Source organism: Paracoccus everestensis, from assembly GCF_021491915.1.
Lineage (GTDB): Bacteria > Pseudomonadota > Alphaproteobacteria > Rhodobacterales > Rhodobacteraceae > Paracoccus > Paracoccus everestensis.
In genome coordinates this window covers 1,150,047-1,169,397 of record NZ_CP090836.1, presented here as the reverse complement: position 1 = coordinate 1,169,397, position 19,351 = coordinate 1,150,047, and the positions used below count along the sequence as shown (strand labels likewise).

Sequence of the window (19,351 nt, the reverse complement as noted above, 5' to 3'; positions counted from 1 at the left end):
GCCTTCCGGGGTTGATCCCACCACCCGGAACCCTGCACTTGCAGGCGGCGTTCCCCGAATAGTTGCGAAAGGCTAGAACCATGGCGAATTACGGAAACCTTCCCGCCCCTAGCCCTGAACAAGGGCTGAACCGATATTTGCAGGAAATCCGCAAATTTCCGCTGTTGCAGCCGGAAGAAGAATACATGCTTGCCAAGGCTTGGGCCGACCATCAGGACAGCGAGGCCGCGCACCGGATGGTCACGTCTCACCTGCGGCTGGCCGCCAAGATCGCCATGGGCTATCGCGGCTATGGCCTGCCGCAGGCCGAAGTCATATCCGAGGCGAATGTCGGCCTGATGCAGGCAGTCAAGCGATTCGATCCCGAACGGGGCTTCCGGCTGGCGACCTATGCCATGTGGTGGATCCGGGCCTCGATTCAGGAGTATATCCTGCGGTCCTGGTCACTGGTAAAGATGGGCACGACAAGCGCGCAGAAAAAGCTGTTCTTCAACCTGCGCAAGGCCAAGTCCAAGATCGGCGCGCTTGAGGAAGGCGATTTGCGGCCTGAAAACGTGGCCCAGATCGCCAGCGACCTGAACGTGACGGAAAAGGAAGTCATCGACATGAACCGCCGCCTGTCTGGCGGGGACGCGTCGCTGAACGCCACGGTAGGCAGCGGAGAGGGGGATTCCGCATCCCAATGGCAGGACTGGCTGGAAGACGAGGACGCCAACCAGGCCGAGGCCTTCGCGGAGTCCGAGGAACTGGACACCCGCCGCCAGATGCTGGTGCAGGCCATGGATGTGCTGAACGACCGGGAAAAGGACATCCTGATGGAACGCCGGTTGCGCGACGATCCCCTGACGCTGGAGGATCTGTCGGCGCGATACGAGGTGTCGCGCGAACGCATCCGGCAGATCGAGGTTCGCGCCTTTGAAAAGCTGCAGGACCGGATGCGCGTTCTGGCCCGCGACAAGGGCATGAAGGTGCCCGACACGGCGATGTGATCCTGGCCGCGCCTTGACCGGCGGGCACGATTGAACCCGCCGGGCGCGCCCGCTATGGTTCGGGGGCAGGCTGGCAGATCAGACAACATGACCGCGCTTACGGATTTTCAACGGCTCGAAGCCCAAGGCTCGTGGCGCTCAGCGCCCGATGCGCCATTGCGCGAAGTGATCGTATCCCTGGGCGATGCAACGCTGATCCTGTCCGATCCCAGCACCGACCGGCCCTTGTCGCATTGGTCCCTGCCCGCCGTGTTCCAGTTGAACCCCGGCGCTCTGCCTGCGGTCTATGCGCCCGGTGCGGCCGGGACCGATGAAACGGTCGCCATCGACGATCCCCTGATGATCGCGGCGATTGCCCGCGTCCAAGGCGCCGTCGCCAGCCACCGCGCCCATACCGGGCGGCTGCGCAGCGGATTGCTGGTGCTGGCGATTCTGGCCGTGCTGGGCTGGCTGGTCTTCTGGCTGCCGGGCGCACTGGTCGTCCATGCCGCCCGCATCGCACCCCCTGCCCAGGCCCGGGACATGGGATGGGCGATCCTGGCCGATCTGGAACAAGGCTCGGGCGCGGTGTGCCAGCGGGAATCGGGCCAGGCCGTGCTGAACTGGCTTGCCCCGCAGCTGCTTGGTCCGGACGCGGCCATTCGGGTCGTTCCCGGCCCCCTGGGTGGCGCGCGCCGTCTTCCGGGGGACATATATGTGATCGGCAGCGACCTGCTGCGCACCGCCCCCGGGCCAGAGGCTGCGGCTGCCCATCTGATTGCCGCACGTCTTGCCACGGCGGACGAAGGCCTGCGCGACGCCGCTGCCCGTCATGCGGGGTTTCTGGCCTCCTTGCGGCTGATGACGCTTGGCCACCTTCCGCAAGACGCGATGCGCGGTTTCGGTGCGGCGCTGCTGCTGAACCCCGTGCCGCGCCCCGATGACGCCGACTTGCTGGCAGCCTTGGCCGACCACGGCATTCCGGCCGAACCCTATGCCCGCACCATTGACCCGACGGGGCAATCGGTCCTGCCCCTGGTCGAGGGCGATCCGTTTCGCACCGCAGCCCCTGCCCGCCCCTTGCTGACCGACGAACAATGGCTGGCGCTGCAACAGATCTGCGCAGGCTGACGCCCGACGCATCGTTTTCGCCGTTGCGCCCCGCCCCTGCTGCGGTTATTCACACCCCAAGGCACCCGTAGCTCAGCTGGATAGAGCGCTGCCCTCCGAAGGCAGAGGCCAGGGGTTCGAATCCCTTCGGGTGCACCATTTTACCTTCGCCTCTGGACGTTGCTTGTTCCGTCAGGTCTTTTGGCCCGAACGAACGGAGGCATCATGGACGATCTGGAACGGCGCATTGCGCAGGCGCGTGGCGATGAACCCGCCGATCTGGTGCTGCGGGGCGGACAGGTCTTCGATCTGATCACCGGCACGATGATATCGGGCGATGTGGCAATCTGCGGCGACCGGATCGCGGGGATCGGCGGCTATGACGGCCGCCGGGTGATCGACGTGGCGGGGCTGACCCTGGTGCCAGGGTTCATCGATACGCATCTTCACGTCGAAAGCAGTCTGGTCACGCCCCATGAATTCGACCGCTGCGTGACCCCGCGCGGGATCACCACCGCCATTTGCGACCCGCACGAGATCGCCAATGTCATCGGCCTGGACGGCATCCGCTGGTTTCAGCAGGCGAGCGAATGCCTGTTGATGGACCTGCGCGTGCAGTTGTCGTCCTGCGTGCCCTCGACCGACATGGAAACATCGGGGGCCCGGATCGAGGCCGCCGATCTGCGTACCGTCATGGGCCATACGTCGGCCATCGGGCTGGCGGAATTCATGAACTATCCCGGCGTGATCCATCGCGACCCCGCCGCCCTGGCCAAGCTGCGGCTGTTCGCGGGCGGCCATATCGACGGTCATTGCCCGCAACTGACGGGCCACGACCTGTCGGCTTATGTCGCGGCAGGCATCCGCACGGAACACGAGGCAACGACGGCCGAGGAGGCGCTGGAAAAGCTGCGCAAGGGAATGCGCGTCCTGATCCGCGAAGGATCCGTCAGCAAGGATCTGGTGGCACTCCAGCCAGTCCTGGCGGACGTGACGGCGCCCTATATGTGCCTTTGCACGGATGACCGGAACCCGCTGGACATCGCCGAACAGGGCCATCTGGACCACATGATCCGCGAATTGATCCGGCTTGGCAGCCCGGTGCTGGCGGTCTATCGCGCGGCCTCCCTGTCGGCGGCCGAGGCCTTTGGGCTGAAGGATCGCGGACTGATCGCCCCCGGACTGCGCGCCGATATCGTGGCTGTGGACAATCTGGAAAGCTGCCGGGCGCGGATGGTGCTGTGCGGCGGGCGGGTCGTGGATGATGCGGCCTTTGCCGGGCGAAGGCCGCTGGCTCCGGTAGGCCGCGCCTTGGTCAAGGCGCCGCCGGTCCGGGCGCAGGATTTCCGCTGCGCCGGAACCCGCAGCGAGACCCCGGTGATCGGCATCATCGAAGGCAAGATCATCACCGCCCACCTGACCCATGACATCACGCCCCAGGATGGCGACAAGCGCCCCGACCTTGCCCGCGACCTGGCCCGCATCGCCGTGATCGAACGGCATGGCAGGAACGGAAACATCGCCACGGGCTTTGTCCAGGGCTTTGGCATCCGGCGCGGTGCCATCGCATCGACCGTGTGCCACGACCATCACAACATCGCCGCCGTCGGCGCCGATTACGATGACATGGCCTTGGCCGTGAACCGCCTGTCGCAGATCGAAGGCGGCTTTGTCGTGGCGGAGGCGGGCCGTATCCTGGCCGAACTGCCCTTGCCTGTCGCAGGGTTGATGAGCCTTGAACCATTCGAGTCCGTGCGCGACCGGCTGATGGTGCTGCGCGACGCGGCCAAGATCCTGGGCGTCGTGCTGGAAGAACCCTTCCTGCAACTGGCCTTCCTGGCCCTGCCCGTCATTCCCGCGCTAAAGATCACCGACCGGGGAATGATCGACGTGACCCGGTTCGAGATTATCGCAGGGTAACAATACCTTGGATGATGTTGGCTGGGGCGGTAGGATTCGAACCTACGGTACACGGTACCAAAAACCGATGCCTTACCACTTGGCCACGCCCCAACTGTGAGCGGGTGAATAGCCAAGCCCGCGCGGGGGTGCAAGTCGAAAATTCGCGAAACTTGCCTGTCCGGTAAACGCGCTTTATGCCGCCCGGAATGGAACAGGTGGATCTTCTGATATTAGGCGCGGGGGCGGCAGGGTTGTTCTGCGCGGGGTCCGCCCTGCGGCCGGGACGGCGCGTGATGGTACTGGATCATGCCCCCGATCCTGGAGAGAAGATTCGCATTTCGGGCGGCGGTCGCTGCAATTTCACCAACATGGCGACTGCGCCGGACCGGTTCCTGTCGCAGAACCCGCGATTCGCGGCCAGTGCCTTGGCGCGCTTTACTGCCCCCGACTTCGTCCGGCTGGTGGATCGGGCGGGGATCGCCTGGCATGAAAAGACCCAAGGGCAATTGTTCTGCGACGGCAAGGCCACGCAGATCACCCGGATGCTGCTGGACCGGATGGCGGGCGCCGATCTGCGGATGCGGTGCGCCCCGCTGTCGGTTCGCCATGACGGCACCGGGTTTGTCGTGGATACGGCGGGCGGGGCGATCCATACAGCAAGGCTGGTGGTGGCGACGGGGGGCAAGTCGATCCCCAAGATGGGCGCGACGGGCATCGCCTATGACATCGCGGCGCAGTTTGGGTTGCGCTTGGTGGAGAGCAGGGCGGGGCTGGTGCCGCTGACGTTCGCCGAACAGGAACTGGCCCTGTGCCGTCCGCTTGCCGGTGTCTCGGTCGAGGCCGAGATCCGCCATAACGGCGGCCGGTTCCGCGACGCGCTGCTGTTCACGCATCGCGGCCTCAGCGGGCCGGTGATCCTGCAAATCTCCAGCTTCTGGCGGGCGGGGGAAAGTTTGCAGATCGACCTGTCCCCCGGGCAAGACATTGCGTCGGCTTTGAGGGCCGCGCGGTCCGAAGGGGGCCGGGTTTCCGTGGCCTCGGTCCTGGGGCGTATGCTGCCTGCCCGGCTTGCGGCTGCGATCTGCGACGAGATGGGGGTGGCGCAGGCGCGGTTGGCCGATCAGCCGAACACCCGGCTGGATGCGATCGGCGCGCGGGTGAACCGCTGGCAGGTCCGCCCCGTCGGAACCGAGGGCTATCGCACGGCCGAGGTGACGCTGGGCGGCGTCGATACGCGCGATCTGGACGCCCGCACGATGCAGGCCCGCAAGGTGCCGGGGCTGTTCTTCATCGGGGAATGCGTCGATGTGACGGGCTGGCTGGGGGGATACAACTTTCAATGGGCCTGGGCATCGGCGGATGCCGCAGGCCGCACGGATTAGCCCGTCACCGGATCGGCCTTTGCCAGCCGGTCGAAGGACATCAGCGATCCGATCAGCGCAGGCATCCGGTCCAGCGGGATCATGTTCGGCCCGTCGGATGGCGCGCAATCGGGATCCTCGTGCGTTTCGATGAACACGCCCGCCACGCCCAATGCCACCGCTGCCCGCGCCATGACCGGGGCAAATTCCCGTTGACCGCCCGACGATCCACCCTGCCCGCCCGGCTGCTGCACGGAATGGGTCGCATCCATGATCACCGGATAGCCGGTCCGGGCCATGATCGGCAGCGACCGCATATCCGCGACCAGGGTGTTATAGCCGAAGCTGACCCCGCGCTCGGTCAGCAGGATGTTGTCGTTCCCGGTCGAGGCGACCTTGTCGGCGACGTTCGCCATGTCCCAAGGGGCCAGGAACTGCCCTTTCTTGATGTTGACGACCGCGCCGGTCTTGCCGGCCGTCAGCAGCAGGTCGGTCTGGCGCGACAGAAAGGCCGGAATCTGGATCACGTCCACGACTTGCGCCGCCCGGATCGCCTGTTCGGCATCATGCACATCGGTCAGCACCGGGCAGCCCAGCCGGTCGCGCAAGGTGGCCAGAATCTCCAGCCCTTCGTCTATCCCGACGCCGCGCCGTCCCGACAGCGAAGTGCGGTTGGCCTTGTCATAGCTGGCCTTGAAGACAAAGCCCGCCCCGGCACGCCTGCAGGCCTCTGCCATCCGTTCCCCGATCATCAAGGCATGATCCAGCGTTTCCAGCTGGCAAGGCCCGGCGATCACCACCAGCGGCAGATCGTTGCCGCAGGACAGGTCGCGGATGCGGATATGCTTGGGCAAGGTCATGTGGATACCTGTTCGCGAAGGATGGATGCCGTCAGCGACAGCATCAGATAGATACCCGAAAAGATCAGAAAGGCCACCAGCGTATTCTGAAAGGCCTTGGGATAGGTCGCTTCGTCCGGGGCGACGGGGGCCACGGACAGCGACAGGTAACGAACCTGCTTGTTGGCCTCGATGCGGGCAGCCTCCATCTGCGCGGCCGCAGTTGCCAGCAGTTCCTGCCGGGTCAGCAGATCGCTTTCGGCGATGCGCAACTCGCCCGAGATCAGCGCCAGGGAATTGCGATCCTCGCCCCCTTGGGTCAGTTGCTGCCGGGTCTGGGCGATCATTTCCTGCAAGCGGGCGATGTCGCCGCGGACCGCGCCGACGCGGCTTTGCAGGGGCTGGGGGTTCGACAGAAGCTGTCCCAGTTCCAGCCGCTTGGTCGCCAGTTGCGTTTCCAGGGCGGAAACCTGGTTCATCACAACCGTGCCTTCCGCCACCGGATCCAGCACGCCCAAGGTTTGCTGCAATTCCTGGACGCGACGCTGGGCGGCCAACACCTTGGCCTCGGCATCCTGATAGATGGCAATGGCGCCTTCCATCTGGTCGTCGCGCAGCCGCGAGGTCATCTGGTCCACCTGTTCCTCGGCATAGGCGATCAGCGCCAGGGAAAATTCCTGGCTTTGTTGCGGATCGGGGGCGATCACCTCCATGTCGATCATGCCTTCGGTGGGATCATAGCCGATCTTCACGGATTTCTGATACAGATCGAAGGCCGCCTCGTTCGTGGCATCGGGGGCAAGGCGCTTGATGGGGTCGATGGCGGGATCCTGGAAAGCAGCCTTGAAGCCCTTGTCCCCGTCCAGCCGCAGCATCGCATCACGCGAGGTCAGATAGCTTTGAACGGCGACGGAATCGGTGTTCGTGGCCAGTTGCGATCCGCCCAGCAGCCCCCCAGACCCCCCGCCGCCGATCCGCCCTGACCTTCCGCGGACTGGATGCGGAACTGGGAATCAGTGGCATAAAGCGGTGTCGCGACCCCGAAATAATACCATCCCGCCAAGGCGGTCGGAAGAATGACAAAGGCCAGCAGGCGCAGGGCCAGCATGACCATCCGCCGACGTCTGCGACGGGCGATGTCCTGCTGGATGCGGAAAATCTCGACCGCGCGCTTTTCCTCGGTCAGAACCTCTCGGGCGGGAAGATCGGGACGCGGCGCGGCGACCTGGGTGCCGGGCGGGGAAACCGGGGCGGTCTGGTTGCGCGGCATGATCGCGGGTATGTTCGCCGCGGGTCTTGCCTGCGCGCGACTTCCCTCGCTGGACAGGATCTGGCCCAGGGCCGCGCGATGCGACGGGTCGATGCCGCGCTGGCGCAGGCGCAGGACAGCTTCCTCGTCGGATGCGACGGTGATCTGATGCAGGGTGGCGATGCGGCGGGCAATGCGCAACTGGCGTTCGGACAGGTTTTCCTTGCGGATCAGGTCAAGCTGCGCGTCCAGTTCGCCCGATGCAGGCGCCTTCGCTTGGCCCGGTCCAATATGGGACAGCCCGTCATCCACCGGATCGGTCCGCATGAAGCGCTCGCGTTCGCTGTCCGGCGGCAAGGGATTAGGCTCTGCTGCCCGCTTGCGGACGGTGATGCGGATGTCGGCAGCTGACGGCTGCCCCTCGCCTTCGGCGGGGCGCACCGATTCCGAAACCGAGGCGTGATAGCGGCGGACCTTAGGCGGTGTAGTCATAATACTGTTTAGCCTCAGCAAGGGATTCGAAATGATACAGCCGCCCGTCCCGAAGGATGGCGGCGGATCGACAGAATTTCTCGATCGTGGCGGGCTGGTGCGACACGATCACCACGGTCGCGGTTTTCAGGCGGTCATACAGCACCGCGCCCGCCTTGCGATTGAACTCCACATCGGTGGTCTGCGGCATCCCCTCGTCGATCAGATAGATGTCGAACTCCAGGGCCAGCAACAGGGAAAAGGTGAACCGTTGACGCATCCCGGCGGAGTAGGTGCCGACCGGCATATCGAAATATTCGTCGATATCCGTCAGCCACCGCGTGAAGGCGGACACATAATCGGGATCCAGGCCATAGATGCGGGCGATATAGCGGGCGTTTTCGTTGGCCGAATGCTTTGTGACCACGCCCCCCATGAAGCCCAAGGGGAACGAGATGCGGCAGCCGCGCCGGATCGTTCCTTCATCGGGTTTTTCCAGCCCGCACATCATGTTGATCAGCGTCGTCTTGCCGGTGCCGTTCGGGGCCAGGATGCCCAGCGAATTGCCAAGCTCGACCCGGAACGAGGCGCGGTCGAGGATCACCTTGCGCCGCGTTCCCGTCCAATAGGACTTCGAGACATTGTCGAATTCCAGCATCTGCCATTCCCGCCGCCGCACGGCCCCATCCCCGGATCACCCGGCGCCGCGACCCTAGGGCCAGGCGAGTGCGCTGTCCAGTTTTCGCCTTTTTGATGCATGGTCCATATTTGTTTGTCACCCTTCATTCGCGCGGCATTTTCACTATCTGTTCGATATGTCGCCCTTGGAACAATCCATTTCGAACTGCCGCCTTTGTGCCGGGCGTTTTGCCGCAACTGCCACGGCCCATGAACCGCGGCCCGTGACCTGGTTCCGGTCTGACGCGCGCCTTCTGGTGGTTGGACAAGCACCCGGAATGCGGGTTCATCTCAGCGGGCGTCCCTTTACCGACCGGTCGGGCGACCGTCTGCGCGACTGGATGGGGGTCGGGGAATCCGTCTTTTATGACCGCGACCGGGTCGCCATCGTGCCGATGGCTTTCTGCTTTCCCGGCTATGATGCGCGCGGATCGGACCTGCCGCCGCCGCCGGTTTGTGCGCGGACCTGGCGCGCAAGTGTCCTGGCGGAATTGCGGCCCCGGCTGACGCTGCTGGTGGGCGGCCATGCAATCCGCTGGCATCTGGGATTGCGCGATGTGACGGGGGCCGTGGCGTCCTGGCGGGATCATGCGCCCGGCGTCTTTCCCCTGCCCCATCCGTCCTGGCGCAACACCGGCTGGCTGCGCCGCAACCCTTGGTTTGAAACCGATCTGCTGCCTGACCTGCGCGCCGCCGTCTGGGCGGAACTGACGCGCAACGATTGACCTCGGCCTTTGGTCGGGGAACGTGGCGCGCCTGTTGACAGATCAGGCAAGCCCCTTCATCCCTGTCCGATGCCGACCGACATTGAGATTGCCCGCGCCGCGCGCAAGCGGCCCATTGCCGACATTGCCGCCCGGCTGGGCCTGGGCGATGACGCCATCCTGCGATACGGCCCCGACAAGGCCAAGATATCCCACCAGACGCTGGACGGTCTGACATCCAACCCGCGCGGCCATCTGGTGCTGGTCACCGCGATCAACCCCACCCCCGCGGGCGAGGGCAAGACCACCACCACCGTGGGCCTGGGGGACGCGCTGAACCGCATCGGCAAGCGCACCACGGTCTGCATCCGCGAGGCCAGCCTGGGCCCGAACTTCGGCATGAAGGGCGGCGCGGCAGGCGGCGGTCATGCCCAGATCGTGCCCATGGAGGAGATGAACCTCCATTTCACCGGCGACTTCCACGCGATCACGGCCGCCCACAACCTGCTGGCCGCGATGATCGACAACCACATCTACTGGGGCAACGCCCTCGACATCGACACCCGCCGCATCACCTGGCGGCGCGTGATGGACATGAACGACCGCGCGCTACGCGACATCGTGGTGGGCCTGGGGGGCGTGTCGAACGGGTTCTCGCGCCAGACCGGCTTTGACATCACCGTCGCCTCCGAGGTGATGGCGATCCTGTGCCTGGCCCGCGACCTGGACGACCTGCACGCCCGCCTGGGCCGGATCGTCGTGGCCTATGCCCGCGACCGGCGCCCCGTGACCGCCCGCGACCTGAAGGCTGACGGCGCCATGACCGTGCTCTTGCGCGACGCCTTGCAGCCGAACCTGGTGCAGACGCTGGAAAACAACCCGGCCCTGGTCCATGGCGGACCCTTCGCCAACATCGCCCATGGCTGCAACAGCGTGATCGCCACCGACACCGCCCTGCGCCTGTCCGACTATGTCGTGACCGAGGCGGGCTTCGGCGCCGATCTGGGGGCCGAGAAGTTCCTGGACATCAAGTGCCGCCTGGCGGGCCTGTCCCCGGCCGCCGTGGTGCTGGTGGCCACGATCCGCGCGCTGAAGATGAACGGCGGCGTGGCCAAGGACCGTCTGGGGACCGAGGACGTGGGCGCCGTGGTGCGGGGCTGCGCCAACCTGGGCCGCCATATCGAGAACCTGCGCGGCTTCGGACTGCCGCTGGTGGTCGCCGTCAACCACTTCGCGGGCGACACCCCGGCCGAGATCGCCGCCCTGCAGGACTATTGCAGCCGCCACGGCACAAGGGCGATCCTGTGCCGGCATTGGGCCCAGGGCGGGGCCGGGGCCGAGGAACTGGCCCGCCAGGTCGTCGATCTGGTGGAGGGCGGCGAGGCCGACTTCCACACGCTTTATCCCGACTCGATGCCCTTGTGGCAGAAGATCGAGACGATCTGCACCCGCATCCACCGCGCCGCCCATGTCGAGGCCCTGCCCGGCATCCGCGCCCAGCTGGAGACATGGGAGGCCGAGGGACACGGCCACCTACCCGTCTGCATCGCCAAGACCCAGTATTCCTTCTCGACCGATCCCGACCTGCGCGGCGCCCCCGAAGGCCACGTCATCCCGGTCCGGGAAGTGCGGCTGAACGCCGGCGCAGGCTTCGTGGTGGCCATCTGCGGCCAGATCATGACCATGCCCGGCCTGCCACGCCATCCCGCAGCCGAAACCATCGGCCTCAACGACATGGGACAAATCGAAGGACTGTTCTAGGCCGCCATGGGCACGCTGGGCTGCGGTGTGCGCCAGCGCCGATGGATCACCATGTGCAACGCGACAACAGTGGCCAGCGTCGATCGCAGTGCCGTGCCGTCCTGGTCGGCGGTCCCGAAACCGATGCGGGCCGGGAACGAGCCGTCCGGCCTCTGGCTTGCGATCACATCGGCCAACAGGGGCATCACATCGTGATCCGGGTCGATTAGGCACAGGCAGAAGATCGTCTGTACCAGAGGAACCAGCCTGCCGTTGCGCTCTGCCCAGTCGGCGAACCGCAGGCAGTTGGCAAAGGCGTCGCCATAGGCGCGCGGGTCAGAGAAACGAGGCCGCTCGGCCCCAAAGCGATAACACAGGGCAAGAAGGCTGGCATAGGATTCGACAGTTTGGTCATCCAGCCGTTCCTCGGGGATCGGACGGCGCAAGACCGCCTCGGCCGCAGCAAGCAGGGCCGCGTCCGGCATATCCGTTAGCGCCAGCCGATCGGCAACGTCAAGCGCGTCGGATGCCTCGACCCAATCCAGGCGGTCAGGCGAAAGACATCGTAACACAGCCGTGCCCAAATAGGCGCGGATTGCCTTACCGGATTGAAACCTCGCCATAAACAGATCAGTAAATTCCGGTGTGGATCGGCTTCGGATAAAAGCCTGTAATGGCGCCTCGGTCCCCCGCAGGCCGGTGCAGATATGTGCGGCAACCGCAATCTCGGCCACATCGTCGATCTGCGCATCGGAGATCGCGTCCTGGGGCATCAGGTCAATCTGATTGCGCAGCCATTGCTGGCTGCGCGCGGCGATCAGCGTCAATAACTGGCTATAGGCAAAATCGTAGGGCATGAGCGCACTCCTCCCGGAACTGGTTCACAGATTAGAAACCCCGATTAAGAGTTTGGCAATAATTCTGAGTATGAGCAGGCGAGGTTGTTGCCTAAAATGTGTTGAAAAGGTCGTGTATGTTTTTTCCGGCAAATGACGCAAGCCACGCGGCAGGGCATAACCATTCACCAAAAGAAGGGTTCCCGCCGGTGTTGCATTTTAACAAGATTTAAACAAATTTTGGCGCAGCCCCGGAAACCGCAGGTCGCGCTCATGTCTGACAGGATGGCGGAGTGGAAGGGATTCGAACCCTCGAGACGTTGCCGTCTGCACCCTTAGCAGGGGTGTGCCTTCGACCACTCGGCCACCACTCCGCCGGTCGGTATAGGGGCGGGCAGGAGGCGTGACAAGGGGCTTTTTCGCGTCCATTCAGCCCTTGCGGCGGAAGGTGGCATAGTGGGGCGCACGCCCCTCACGCAGCGCCTTTTGTTCATAGCGCGTACTAAGCCAGTCGTCCCAGGCCACAGGTGTATCGGCCACAAGATCAAAGCCAGCCTGCGGCGCCTCCTCCAGCGTTTGGCGCATATAGTCGGGGATGTCGGTCGCCACCCGGAACTCGGCGCCGGGTTTCATCACGCGGGCCAAGGGGATCAGGTGTTCCGGCGTGACGAAGCGACGGCGGTGATGGCGGGCCTTGGGCCAAGGATCGGGATAGTTCAGGAAAGCCCGGCTGATCGAGGCGTCGGGCAGCACGTCCATGAGGTCGCGCGCATCGCCCGGATGGACACTGACATTCGTCACCCCGGCGGCGCGGATCTTGCCCAGCAGCATGGCGACGCCGTTGATGAACGGCTCGCACCCGATGATGCCGATACCGGGATGGCGGGCGGCCATGTGGACCATGTGTTCGCCACCTCCGAAACCCACTTCGAGCCACAGGGGGCGGCCGTCGCCAAAGATCGCCGTCGGATCGATCTGTCGTCGTTCGGGATTGTCCTGCACCGTGATGTTGCGCGGACGCAGATCGCCCAGATCCTCGGACAGATAGCCCTTCTGGCTTTGCCGCAGGGTCTTGCCGTGCCGCCTGCCATAAAAATTGCGGCGCGGCGGGTTTGGATCGAAGGCGGGTTTGGGCGTTTCTGACATGGCCGGGGGATTGCACCGACCGGCTGGCCGGGTCAAGGCCCCGGCCTTGCCTTATTCCCCCATCAGGCGACTGATGATGACCGTCACCTCGGGCTTCTTGCCGATTTCCTCCATGGCGACCTGGCGGGTGATCTTGCGGATCGCCTCGTCCATCTTGGCATCGTCGCGGACCACGCGGGCATCTGCGCCCTCCAGAAACTCGGACAACTCTCCCTCGATATGGCTGCTCAGGTCGTTGCCGCCCCGGGTGCGGCCAGGCAGGCCCATTAGTTCAACCCAGGCGTCGGGCAGGACGTTGTCATCCTCGTCCACGATCACGCTGACAAGGGCATGGCCGTTCAACGCCATGCGGATGCGGTCGCGCACGACGCCGTCCATGGCGCCGATCAGCACGGTGCCGTCCAGATACAGCCGCCCGGTTTCAACCTGGTCCACGATGCGCGGGGCGTCGCCCGTCAGGTCCATCATCGTGCCATTTGTGCAGATTTCGGCGGCAATGCCCCGGCTTCGCGCCAGCAAGACGTGTTCGCGCAAATGGATATGTTCGCCATGCATGGGAATCACGATCTCGGGCTTCAGCAACTCGTGCAGTGCCTCGATATCCGGGCGGTTGGCATGGCCCGACACATGATAAAGCCCGTCATCGGCGTCGAAGACGTTGACGCCCAGTTCGCTCAGCGCGTTCATGATGCGCCCGACGGATTTTTCGTTGCCCGGGATGGTCTTGGAACTGAACAGGAAGCTGTCGCCGTCCTTCAGCATCAGGCCCAGATAGCGTCCCCGCGACAGTTGCGCGCTGGCGGCGCGGCGTTCGCCCTGCGACCCGGTTGCCAGCAGCATGACCTGGTTGCGCGGCAGGCTGGCCGCTTCCTCGGGGCCGATCGTGTCGGGGAAATCGGTCAGGATGCCGGTTTCCAGGCCCACTGCGACCATCTTGCGCATGGCGCGGCCCAGCAGGCAGACCTTGCGCCCCCCGGCGATGGCGGCATCCGACAGGGTTTTCAGGCGGGCAATGTTGCTGGCAAAGGTCGTGGCCACCACCATGTTCTTTTGCGCCATCACCCATTCAAGGATGGGATTGGCCAGCACTGCCTCGGACCGGCCGGGATGGGTCGAAAAGATGTTGGTGCTGTCGCAGGCCAGAACCTTGATGCCCCGCCCTTCGGCTGCGATGTCGTGCCACAGGATCGGGTCGAAGGCATCGCCCACGACCGGGGTGCCGTCCAGCTTGAAGTCGCCCGTATGCACGATCCGGCCCGCAGGCGTGTCGATGATCAGCGCCGCGCTTTCGGGGATCGAGTGGCTGACCGGCACGAACTGCACGGTGAACGGGCCGACTTGCGTGACCTCGGGGCGGGCGCCGGTGATGTTGACGACCGAGGGCGAATGGCCCTGTTCCTCCAGCTTCATGCGGATCAGGGTGCCGGTGAACTGGCGGGCATAGATCGGCACGTTCAGGCGGCCATAGAGATGCCCCAGGGCGCCAAGGTGATCCTCGTGCCCATGAGTGACAAAGATCGCTTCAAGCCGGTCGCGGTTCTTTTCCAGCCAGGTCAGGTCCGGCATGATCAGGTCGATGCCGGGGCTGCTGTCCATGTCGCCGAAGCTGACGCCAAGGTCGACCAGGATCAACCTTTCGCGGCCCGGATGCCCATAGCCATAGACATAGGCATTCATGCCGATTTCGCCCGCGCCGCCCAGCGGCAGATAGATCAAGCGGTCAGCCATTGCCCATCTCCTTGTTGTAATCGTGAATGAGCCGCAGCCCGTGCATCGTCAGATCGTCTTCGATAGCGTCGAACAGGTCAAATCCCTGATCGAACAGCGGCGCAAGGCCCCCGGTGGCAATGACCTTCATCGGGCGATCGCGTTCCGCCCGGATCTGGCGCACGACCCCGTCAACCAACCCGATATAGCCCCAGAAGATCCCCGACTGGATGCAGGCGACCGTATTGGTGCCGATCACGCGGGCGGGCATGGTCACATCGACATGAGGCAGGCTGGCCGCGCCCATGTGCAGGGCTTCCAGCGACAGGTTCACCCCCGGCGCGATCACCCCGCCGATATAGGCGCCGTCCACATCCACCACGTCGAAGGTCGTGGCCGTGCCGAAATCCACCACGATCAGATCGGGTCCGTGCTGGTCAAAGGCGGCAACCGTGTTGACCAGCCGGTCCGGGCCGACCACGGTGCCGCTGTCCACGCGCGGGACCATGGGCAGCAGGCAATCGGGCTTGCCCACCACCAGCGGACGCGTATCGAAATACCGGTTGCACAGCACACGCAGGTTGAACACCACGCGCGGCGCGGTCGAGCTGATGATGCAGGCGTCGATGTCCAGGACGAACTTCTGCCCCGCGATCAAGGTGGACAGCCACACGAAATATTCGTCAGCCGTGCGCCGATGGTCGGTGGCGATGCGCCAATGGGCCAGAAATCTCGTGCCATCCCAGATCGAAAAGACCGTGTTCGTGTTTCCGGTATCAATGCACAGAAGCACGTCAGGCCCCTGTGAAATAGATGTCGGCGGCAGGGATTGCCTGCCGCCCGTGCGATCCGGTCAGGATCAAGGCGCCGGTCTCGTCGATGCCGTCAAAGCGGCCGATGGCCTCGGTCGTGCCGGTGCGGGCGGTGATCGTCTCGCCCATCTTCGCGGCACGGGCCATCCAGGCGCTGCGGATGGGGGCAAAGCCGTAATCGCGCATCTGCCGGTGCCAGTCCTCAAAGGCCAATGCAAGGGCGGTCAGGAAATCGTCGGGCAGGACAGTCAGTCCAGTTTCGCCTTGCACACTGACAGGACGAGTGGCACCGGGTTCCACCTGGTCCATGTCGGGCGCCGCCGCCAGGTTCACGCCAATGCCGATCACAAGGGCGTGGATAGCTCCGCCCGATCCGACGCTTTCCAGCAGGATGCCCGACAGCTTGCCGCCGTTCAGCAGCACGTCGTTGGGCCATTTCAGCGACAGGTTCAGGTGCGGGCCGCAAAGCTGGCGCAGGGCGTCATGGACGGCCAATGCCGCGACAAAGGACAGGCGCGCCGCATCTGCCGGACCGCCCTGGGGCCGCATAACCAGCGACGCCGCGAAGTTGCCCGGAGGATCCGTCCAGGCCCTGCCCCGGCGTCCGCGTCCCGCCGTTTGCTGGCGCGCCATGACCCAGGTTGGGCCGGTCAGGCCGGGGGCCATGCGCATGGCCTCGGCATTGGTGCTGTCCACGCGGTCCAGGACATGGCGCGCCACGCCAGGGGGCCAGCGGACTGCGGCCATGTTACTCAACGGCCGGGGCCACGGCACTGGTATCGGAAAGAAGGCCCGCATCGATCAGCGGCGTGCCGACCAGCGATTCCGCCGCGCGCGCGGCGGCAGTGTCCACGCCCCACATCGACACCGCCCCGATCAGCAGCATTGCCGCCGGAACCACCAAGGCCAGATACTGCACCCCGCCCATGCGGCTTTCCACGCCCTCGGTTTCGGCGCCGAAGAACATATAGTAAACGATGCGCAGGTAATAGAAGGCGCCGATGACGGATGCGATAACCCCCAAGATCGCCAGCCAGGCCATGTCCGCCTGCACCGCCGCGCCCAGCACGCCGTATTTGGCAAAGAACCCCAGGAAGGGCGGCACGCCGGCCAGGCTGAACATCAGAAACAGGACGGCAAAGGCCTTTACCGGCTCGGCCTGGGCAAAGCGGTTCAGGCTTTGCAGGTCGGTGATCGGGCGGCCGTCGCGTTCCATCGACAGGATAAAGGCAAAGCTACCCACGTTCATCACGACATAGATCGCCATGTAAATCAGCATCGTCTGAACGCCATAGGCGGTCCCGGCGGCCAAGCCCACAAGGGCAAAGCCCATATGCGCGATGGAGGAATAGGCCATCAGCCGCTTGATGTTGCGCTGACCGATCCCGGCGATGGATCCCAGAAACATCGACATGACCGCAAGCGCCGCAATGATCTGGCCCCAGTCGCCCGGCACGTTGCCGAAGGCATCGAACATCAGCCGCGCGATCATCGCCATGGCGGCCACCTTGGGCGCGGTGGCGAAAAAGGCCGTCACAGGCGTGGGCGCGCCTTCGTAAACGTCCGGCGTCCACATATGGAAGGGCACGGCCGAGACCTTGAAGGCCAACCCGACCAGCAGGAACACAAGACCGAACAGCAGGCCGATGGACAATTGCCCGCCCACCACCGTCTGCACGATCCCCGCAAAGCTGGTCGTACCGGAAAAACCATAAACCAGCGATGCGCCGTAAAGCAGCATCCCCGAGGACAGCGAGCCGAGGACGAAATACTTCAACCCGGCCTCGGACGATTTCACGCTGTCGCGGCGCATGGCGGCGGCGACGTAAAGGGCAAGGGACTGCAATTCCAGGCCCATGTACAGCATCAGAAGGTCGCTGGCCGAAACCATCAACATCATCCCGATGGAGGCCAGGGCGATCAGGATCGGGAATTCGAACCGCATCAGCTGGTTGCGGACCATGTATTCCGCGCTCATCGCCAGGACGGCGGCCGCGGAAATCAGGATCGTGACCTTGGCAAATCGGGCAAAGGCATCGTCGGCGAACATCCCGAAGAATGCCAGTTGGGATGGCCGGTCGGCAAAGCCGACATACAGCCCGACCAGCAGCAGGGCGGCGACCGTGGCCCACAGGATCGGACGGGCAAGGGCATCCTTGCCAAAATACGCCCCCGCCATCAGCGCGCCCAGGGCAAAGATCGCCAGCACAAGCTCCGGCAGGATGGTCGAGAAATCGAGCGCGGTCATCGTGCTTACCTCAATGGCTGGCGTCAGCCGTGTCCGCCTGGGCGGTCACGGCCAGCCCGTCGCGCGCCTCGTGCGGCAGGGCCTCGTGATAGTTGACCAGCAGCGCCTGAACGGCAGGGCCGGTGATGTCGGTGACAAGGCGCGGGTAAACGCCCAGCAGCAGGGTCATGGCGACCAAGGGCGCGAAGATCCATTTCTCGCGCGGGGTCATGTCGGTGATGGTGCGCAGGCTTTCCTTGATCAGCGAACCCAGCGTTACCCGGCGATACAGCCACAGCGCATAGCCTGCCGACAGGATCACCCCTGTCGCGGCCACGAAGGCCACCCAGGTATTTGCCTTGAAGGTGCCTATCAGGGTCAGGAATTCCCCCACAAAGCCCGAGGTTCCCGGCAAGCCGACATTCGCCATCGTGAAGAACAGGAACACCAGGGCATAGACCGGCATCCGGTTGACCAGCCCGCCATAGGCGTCGATGTCGCGCGTGTGCATACGGTCATAGATGACGCCGACGCACAGGAACAGCGCGCCCGAGATGAAGCCGTGCGACAGCATCTGGAAGATCGCCCCGTCCAAGCCCTGCTGGTTCGCCGCAAAGACCCCCATCGTGACATAGCCCATATGCGCCACCGACGAATAGGCGATCAGCTTCTTCATGTCTGTCTGCGCCAAGGCCACAAGCGAGGTATAGACGATGGCGATCGCCGACATCCAGAAAACCAACGGCTGCAACAGGTCGCTGGCGACCGGGAACATCGGCAGGCTGAAGCGCAGGAAGCCGTATCCGCCCATCTTCAGCAGCACGGCGGCCAGCACCACCGACCCGGCGGTCGGCGCCTGGACGTGCGCATCTGGCAGCCAGGTATGGACCGGCCACATCGGCATTTTCACCGCGAAGCTGGCAAAGAATGCCAGAAACAACAGCGTCTGCACCCCGCCCACCACGGTGATGCCCAGCACCTGCATGGTTTCCGACGAGAAGTCGAAGGCCAGCAGTTCCGCAATGTCCGTGGTGCCCGCCATGCGCGCCATCGCGATCATCGCGACCAGCATCAGCACGGATCCCAGGAACGTATAAAGGAAGAACTTGAACGTCGCATAGATGCGGTTCGCGCCGCCCCAGATGCCGATGATCAGGAACATCGGGATCAGGCCGGCCTCGAAGAACAGATAGAACAGGATCAGGTCAAGCGCGGTAAACACGCCGATCATCAGCCCTTCCAGCACCAAGAAGGCGATCATGTATTCCTTGACCCGGATCTTAACATCCCAGGTGGACAGGATCGTCAGCGGCATCAGGAAGGTCGTCAGCATCACGAACAGGACCGAGATGCCGTCCACGCCCATCCGGTAGCGCAGGCCCATGATCCAGGGGTGATCCTCGACGAACTGGAAGCCGGTGTCCGACGGATCAAACCCCGACAGCACGAACAACGAAATCAGGAAGGTCGCCGAGGTGGCGATCAGCGCCAGCCACTTGGCGTTGCGCTGCGCGGCTTCGTCGTCGCCGCGCAGGAACAGGGCCAGGATCCCTGCCGCCACGATGGGCAGGAAGGTGATGATCGAAAGAAGGTTCGTCATG

The 19,351-nt window shown here is 64.5% G+C and carries 17 protein-coding genes and 3 tRNA genes; 7 read left to right on the top strand and 13 right to left on the bottom strand.

The annotated features are described in order from the left end of the window. Positions 1–80: 80 nt before the first annotated feature. From rpoH to ade, 4 genes are all read left to right on the top strand, one after another. A complete protein-coding gene (gene rpoH / locus LZ585_RS05775) occupies positions 81–989 on the top strand; it encodes an RNA polymerase sigma factor RpoH (RefSeq protein ID WP_234855462.1) in 909 nt (302 codons plus the stop codon). Between the two features lie 87 nt (positions 990–1,076). Further along, positions 1,077–2,099: a hypothetical protein gene (locus LZ585_RS05770; protein ID WP_234855461.1), complete on the top strand. Its 1,023-nt coding sequence runs from the start codon at positions 1,077–1,079 to the stop codon at positions 2,097–2,099. 61 nt (positions 2,100–2,160) lie between these two features. Beyond that, positions 2,161–2,237: transfer RNA gene (locus LZ585_RS05765), tRNA-Arg, on the top strand. Between the two features lie 66 nt (positions 2,238–2,303). Next, on the top strand, positions 2,304–3,998 hold the full coding sequence (gene ade / locus LZ585_RS05760) for an adenine deaminase (RefSeq protein WP_234855460.1): 1,695 nt from the start codon (positions 2,304–2,306) through the stop codon (positions 3,996–3,998). 18 nt (positions 3,999–4,016) lie between these two features. Here the strand turns inward: ade and LZ585_RS05755 are convergent. Then, a tRNA-Gln gene (locus LZ585_RS05755) sits at positions 4,017–4,091 on the bottom strand. 95 nt (positions 4,092–4,186) lie between these two features. Here LZ585_RS05755 and LZ585_RS05750 point away from each other — a divergent pair. Continuing rightward, the gene (locus LZ585_RS05750; protein WP_234855459.1) at positions 4,187–5,362 is read left to right on the top strand and encodes a BaiN/RdsA family NAD(P)/FAD-dependent oxidoreductase; all 1,176 of its coding nucleotides are present in this window, start codon (positions 4,187–4,189) and stop codon (positions 5,360–5,362) included. On the opposite strand, the gene kdsA is transcribed toward LZ585_RS05750, so the two are convergent. Genes kdsA through LZ585_RS05730 form a run of 4 tightly spaced genes read right to left on the bottom strand, consistent with a single transcriptional unit; the run spans position 5,359 to position 8,558 of the window. Further along, positions 5,359–6,201: a 3-deoxy-8-phosphooctulonate synthase gene (kdsA, locus tag LZ585_RS05745; protein WP_234855458.1), complete on the bottom strand. Its 843-nt coding sequence runs from the start codon at positions 6,199–6,201 to the stop codon at positions 5,359–5,361. The two genes, LZ585_RS05750 and kdsA, sit on opposite strands and share 4 nt — an antisense overlap. Then, positions 6,198–7,055 carry a hypothetical protein gene (locus LZ585_RS05740; protein ID WP_234855457.1) on the bottom strand — a complete coding sequence of 286 codons (858 nt, stop codon included), beginning with the start codon at positions 7,053–7,055 and terminating at the stop codon, positions 6,198–6,200. Before LZ585_RS05740 ends, kdsA begins: the two co-directional genes overlap by 4 nt. A 14-nt stretch (positions 7,056–7,069) precedes the next feature. Next, the gene (locus tag LZ585_RS05735) at positions 7,070–7,921 is read right to left on the bottom strand and encodes a hypothetical protein (RefSeq protein ID WP_234855456.1); all 852 of its coding nucleotides are present in this window, start codon (positions 7,919–7,921) and stop codon (positions 7,070–7,072) included. After that, positions 7,905–8,558: an ABC transporter ATP-binding protein gene (locus tag LZ585_RS05730; protein WP_234855455.1), complete on the bottom strand. Its 654-nt coding sequence runs from the start codon at positions 8,556–8,558 to the stop codon at positions 7,905–7,907. Before LZ585_RS05730 ends, LZ585_RS05735 begins: the two co-directional genes overlap by 17 nt. Positions 8,559–8,715: 157 nt before the next feature. Between LZ585_RS05730 and LZ585_RS05725 the strand changes: the two genes are divergently transcribed. Both LZ585_RS05725 and LZ585_RS05720 read left to right on the top strand, forming a co-directional pair. Then, positions 8,716–9,303: a uracil-DNA glycosylase family protein gene (locus LZ585_RS05725; RefSeq protein ID WP_234855454.1), complete on the top strand. Its 588-nt coding sequence runs from the start codon at positions 8,716–8,718 to the stop codon at positions 9,301–9,303. Between the two features lie 69 nt (positions 9,304–9,372). Then, complete coding sequence (locus LZ585_RS05720) at positions 9,373–11,043, top strand: formate--tetrahydrofolate ligase (RefSeq protein ID WP_234855453.1); 1,671 nt, start codon at positions 9,373–9,375, stop codon at positions 11,041–11,043. Here the strand turns inward: LZ585_RS05720 and LZ585_RS05715 are convergent. From LZ585_RS05715 to LZ585_RS05680, 8 genes are all read right to left on the bottom strand, one after another. Next, entirely contained in the window at positions 11,040–11,879 is an 840-nt protein-coding gene (locus tag LZ585_RS05715) for a hypothetical protein (RefSeq protein WP_234855452.1), read from the bottom strand. The genes LZ585_RS05720 and LZ585_RS05715 overlap by 4 nt on opposite strands. A gap of 265 nt (positions 11,880–12,144) precedes the next feature. Then, positions 12,145–12,232: transfer RNA gene (locus LZ585_RS05710), tRNA-Ser, on the bottom strand. Positions 12,233–12,287: 55 nt separating this feature from the next. Next, positions 12,288–13,004, bottom strand: coding sequence for a tRNA (guanine(46)-N(7))-methyltransferase TrmB (trmB, locus tag LZ585_RS05705; protein WP_234855451.1), 717 nt, complete (start codon positions 13,002–13,004; stop codon positions 12,288–12,290). 51 nt (positions 13,005–13,055) lie between these two features. After that, entirely contained in the window at positions 13,056–14,732 is a 1,677-nt protein-coding gene (locus LZ585_RS05700; protein WP_234855450.1) for a ribonuclease J, read from the bottom strand. Further along, the gene (locus LZ585_RS05695) at positions 14,725–15,504 is read right to left on the bottom strand and encodes a type III pantothenate kinase (RefSeq protein ID WP_234855449.1); all 780 of its coding nucleotides are present in this window, start codon (positions 15,502–15,504) and stop codon (positions 14,725–14,727) included. The genes LZ585_RS05700 and LZ585_RS05695 overlap by 8 nt, the downstream gene beginning before the upstream one ends. Before the next feature lies 1 nt (position 15,505). Next, entirely contained in the window at positions 15,506–16,270 is a 765-nt protein-coding gene (locus tag LZ585_RS05690; protein WP_234855448.1) for a biotin--[acetyl-CoA-carboxylase] ligase, read from the bottom strand. 1 nt (position 16,271) lies between these two features. Continuing rightward, positions 16,272–17,771 (bottom strand): NADH-quinone oxidoreductase subunit NuoN, encoded by a 1,500-nt coding sequence (gene nuoN / locus LZ585_RS05685; RefSeq protein ID WP_234855447.1) that lies wholly within the window; start codon positions 17,769–17,771, stop codon positions 16,272–16,274. A gap of 10 nt (positions 17,772–17,781) precedes the next feature. After that, a complete protein-coding gene (locus LZ585_RS05680; protein ID WP_234855446.1) occupies positions 17,782–19,350 on the bottom strand; it encodes an NADH-quinone oxidoreductase subunit M in 1,569 nt (522 codons plus the stop codon). Position 19,351: the final 1 nt, after the last annotated feature.

Excerpts from the sequence above, each read along its gene's own strand:
- rpoH (WP_234855462.1), top strand. The coding sequence starts at position 81 with ATGGCGAATTACGGAAACCTTCCCGCCCCTAGCCCTGAACAAGGGCTG.
- LZ585_RS05770 (WP_234855461.1), top strand. The coding sequence starts at position 1,077 with ATGACCGCGCTTACGGATTTTCAACGGCTCGAAGCCCAAGGCTCGTGG.
- ade (WP_234855460.1), top strand. The coding sequence starts at position 2,304 with ATGGACGATCTGGAACGGCGCATTGCGCAGGCGCGTGGCGATGAACCC.
- LZ585_RS05750 (WP_234855459.1), top strand. The coding sequence starts at position 4,187 with ATGGAACAGGTGGATCTTCTGATATTAGGCGCGGGGGCGGCAGGGTTG.
- kdsA (WP_234855458.1), bottom strand. The coding sequence starts at position 6,201 with ATGACCTTGCCCAAGCATATCCGCATCCGCGACCTGTCCTGCGGCAAC.
- LZ585_RS05740 (WP_234855457.1), bottom strand. The coding sequence starts at position 7,055 with ATGCTGCGGCTGGACGGGGACAAGGGCTTCAAGGCTGCTTTCCAGGAT.
- LZ585_RS05735 (WP_234855456.1), bottom strand. The coding sequence starts at position 7,921 with ATGACTACACCGCCTAAGGTCCGCCGCTATCACGCCTCGGTTTCGGAA.
- LZ585_RS05730 (WP_234855455.1), bottom strand. The coding sequence starts at position 8,558 with ATGCTGGAATTCGACAATGTCTCGAAGTCCTATTGGACGGGAACGCGG.
- LZ585_RS05725 (WP_234855454.1), top strand. The coding sequence starts at position 8,716 with ATGTCGCCCTTGGAACAATCCATTTCGAACTGCCGCCTTTGTGCCGGG.
- LZ585_RS05720 (WP_234855453.1), top strand. The coding sequence starts at position 9,373 with ATGCCGACCGACATTGAGATTGCCCGCGCCGCGCGCAAGCGGCCCATT.
- LZ585_RS05715 (WP_234855452.1), bottom strand. The coding sequence starts at position 11,879 with ATGCCCTACGATTTTGCCTATAGCCAGTTATTGACGCTGATCGCCGCG.
- trmB (WP_234855451.1), bottom strand. The coding sequence starts at position 13,004 with ATGTCAGAAACGCCCAAACCCGCCTTCGATCCAAACCCGCCGCGCCGC.
- LZ585_RS05700 (WP_234855450.1), bottom strand. The coding sequence starts at position 14,732 with ATGGCTGACCGCTTGATCTATCTGCCGCTGGGCGGCGCGGGCGAAATC.
- LZ585_RS05690 (WP_234855448.1), bottom strand. The coding sequence starts at position 16,270 with ATGGCCGCAGTCCGCTGGCCCCCTGGCGTGGCGCGCCATGTCCTGGAC.
- nuoN (WP_234855447.1), bottom strand. The coding sequence starts at position 17,771 with ATGACCGCGCTCGATTTCTCGACCATCCTGCCGGAGCTTGTGCTGGCG.
- LZ585_RS05680 (WP_234855446.1), bottom strand. The coding sequence starts at position 19,350 with ATGACGAACCTTCTTTCGATCATCACCTTCCTGCCCATCGTGGCGGCA.